Annotated in this window: 2 protein-coding genes; one reads left to right on the forward strand and one right to left on the reverse strand. The window is 67.4% G+C overall.

The features are described 5' to 3' along the window. Positions 1-369 precede the first annotated feature (369 nt). Positions 370-1,044, reverse strand: coding sequence for a DUF6193 family natural product biosynthesis protein (locus tag O3W51_RS45720; protein WP_244808911.1), 675 nt, complete (start codon positions 1,042-1,044; stop codon positions 370-372). 481 nt (positions 1,045-1,525) lie between these two features. Here O3W51_RS45720 and O3W51_RS45725 point away from each other — a divergent pair, with 481 nt between their 5' ends. Next, on the forward strand, positions 1,526-1,816 hold the full coding sequence (locus O3W51_RS45725) for a hypothetical protein (RefSeq protein ID WP_232486113.1): 291 nt from the start codon (positions 1,526-1,528) through the stop codon (positions 1,814-1,816). Positions 1,817-2,202 lie beyond the last annotated feature (386 nt).

Here is a 2,202-nt window from a genome sequence, read left to right on the forward strand (position 1 = left end):
TTCCCGCAGCCGGGCCCGCTCCGCCGGGGGCGGAAGCTGCGGCTCCTCCGCCAGCAACGCATCGATATTCGCGAACAGCTCTTCCTCGGATGCCATGGGTGGATCTCCTCTCGTGCCTCCACACTAGCACCGATTACCCTTGTTTTTAACCTGTTTTTTTACCCGTTCGGATTGATTTCCAGCAAGGAGCGGACAGCTTGAGCCTCTGTTTGCGACCGAGACTTTTACTTGGCGGACGAGTGCAGTAGTTGGCGGATCTTGTCTCCGCAACGCTGTGTCGTGTGTGACTGAACAGCCCAGGTGGCACCGTTCGCCAGGTACGTGCGCAGTCCGCTCCCGTACTGTCGGCCGAGCGTTTGCCGGGCGGGATCATCCGCCGAGCGTGGTGGGGCCGAGTCCGGACGGCAGTTGACGCACTGCCACGGCCACGGCCTCCCGCACTGTGGCGAATCGGCCAAGGTCCTGGCTGATGAGGCCCCTGCCCACCCCGTGCGTGCCGTCGCTGTTGGCGCTCAGGCACGGTCCGACGACGGTCAGGTCCGGGCGGGTGGTGGTCGAGAAGCGCAGTGCCCAGTGGCTGGTGAATGGGTAGAGAGCGCGCAGCGCCGGCTCGGTGTGCGCCGCCTCGATCAGGCTGTGGTACGTCTCCTGCCAGGCGTATTCCAGTTCGGCCGCTTCCTGGCGTATGCCCTGCCATTCCGATTCCGTCAAGCGCGCGGGATCGTTATCGGGCACCTCGAACCGGCCGGTCAGGTGCACGAACGGGGCCGCTTGGCGGATGTCGGCCAAGGGCGCCCCGTCGTGCCACGCTCGGGCGGCCCTGGCGACCTCCGCCAGGTCGTCCGTCGTGCCATCGATGAGGGGCAGGCTCTGGAACGGCTCCTCGCCGCGGATCGACCACCGGCGTTCGTGCGACCAGGCGCTGATCGCCAACGGCTCGCGGTGCGGCAGGCTACTTGAGACGGCCGCGTGGCGCAGCGGATCGAAGTCCGGCGACGCGACGGGGACGGCACCGAGGCAGCCGTCCGCCTCGGCCCGGAGCACTGTGGCGAGGCTGCCGCAAGCCGCAACGTCGGGGTACAGGACGGAGGGATCGGGAGGGGTAGTCACGGCTCATGATTGTGCCCGAGTCGCCGATTCCCAGGGCAGGCGGATGGCGCGCGCGTGAGGCCCGGACGGCTCCATCAAGGTTCTGATAACACCCGGTCGGGCTGTGAAGGACGTCGGACCGCCTCACCAGACACTCGCGCACAGCGAACGTCCACAATCATGATCCGCCAACTAACCCTCTCAAGATGCGCCAACAAGAATTCTCCACGCGCCCCTGACCTGCTCAGTTCGGCTCATGATCCGCCAACTACCACTCTCGGTCACACTGTTGCGACCGAGATTTCTACTTGGCGGACGAGCGCAGTAGTTGGCGGATCTTGCTTCCGTAACTGTTGTCTGTCACGAGAACGTCAGTGGAGTTTGCCATTGGACGTCAGTGGCTCTGCCATGAGGCGTGGCAGTAGGAAGTGCTGTCGTGGGAGTCCGTGAGCCGGAGGCTGTACCGAACGTCGTCGGCCAAGACGGCGGTACCGTCTCCACCGACCCCGATGGCCGCGTTGGCGGCCGGCCCACCGTCGTCAACGAGCAGCCGCTGCGCGCCGCTCGCGACATGCTGCCCAACCCCAAGAACAGCATCGAGACGATCGCGGCCCTGCTCGGCGTCTCGGTGGGGCACCCTCTCTACAACCACATCCCCGACCTGCGGGCGCTGCGGACCTCCCGCGTCCCCGCCCAGCTCGAAGGCAGCAACCCGTCAGCGACCTGACCCTCTTCGCCGACGCTCCCGCCGACCGCGTCCGTCGTCCACGGCGCGGTCATCATCAGCGCCATCGAGACCGCGTGGCGGGAGATCCGGCGCCGCTTCGACGGTTGTGCCCGGACATAGCCGGGCACAGCCGTCAGTACCGGAGGTGATCTGGCGCTGCTGGCCCTGGCCGCCGGCGCGATTGCTGAGCGGCCGGGCACATTGTGGGCGGCCGTCGGCCTGCCGACCGTGAACACCGAATGAGCTGAATCCGGGAACGGTGAGCGCCGGGGCGGTGCGACCGGATAGTCGCACCGCCCCGGCGTGCCGGTGGCGACTCGTCGGCCCCGCTGGCTGGCTGGCTGGATGCGCTGCGGCGGGGATGCTGCCCTGGGCCCCTCTCGGGC

It is taken from the genome of Streptomyces sp. H39-C1 (assembly GCF_027158125.1).
GTDB lineage: Bacteria > Actinomycetota > Actinomycetes > Streptomycetales > Streptomycetaceae > Actinacidiphila > Actinacidiphila fildesensis.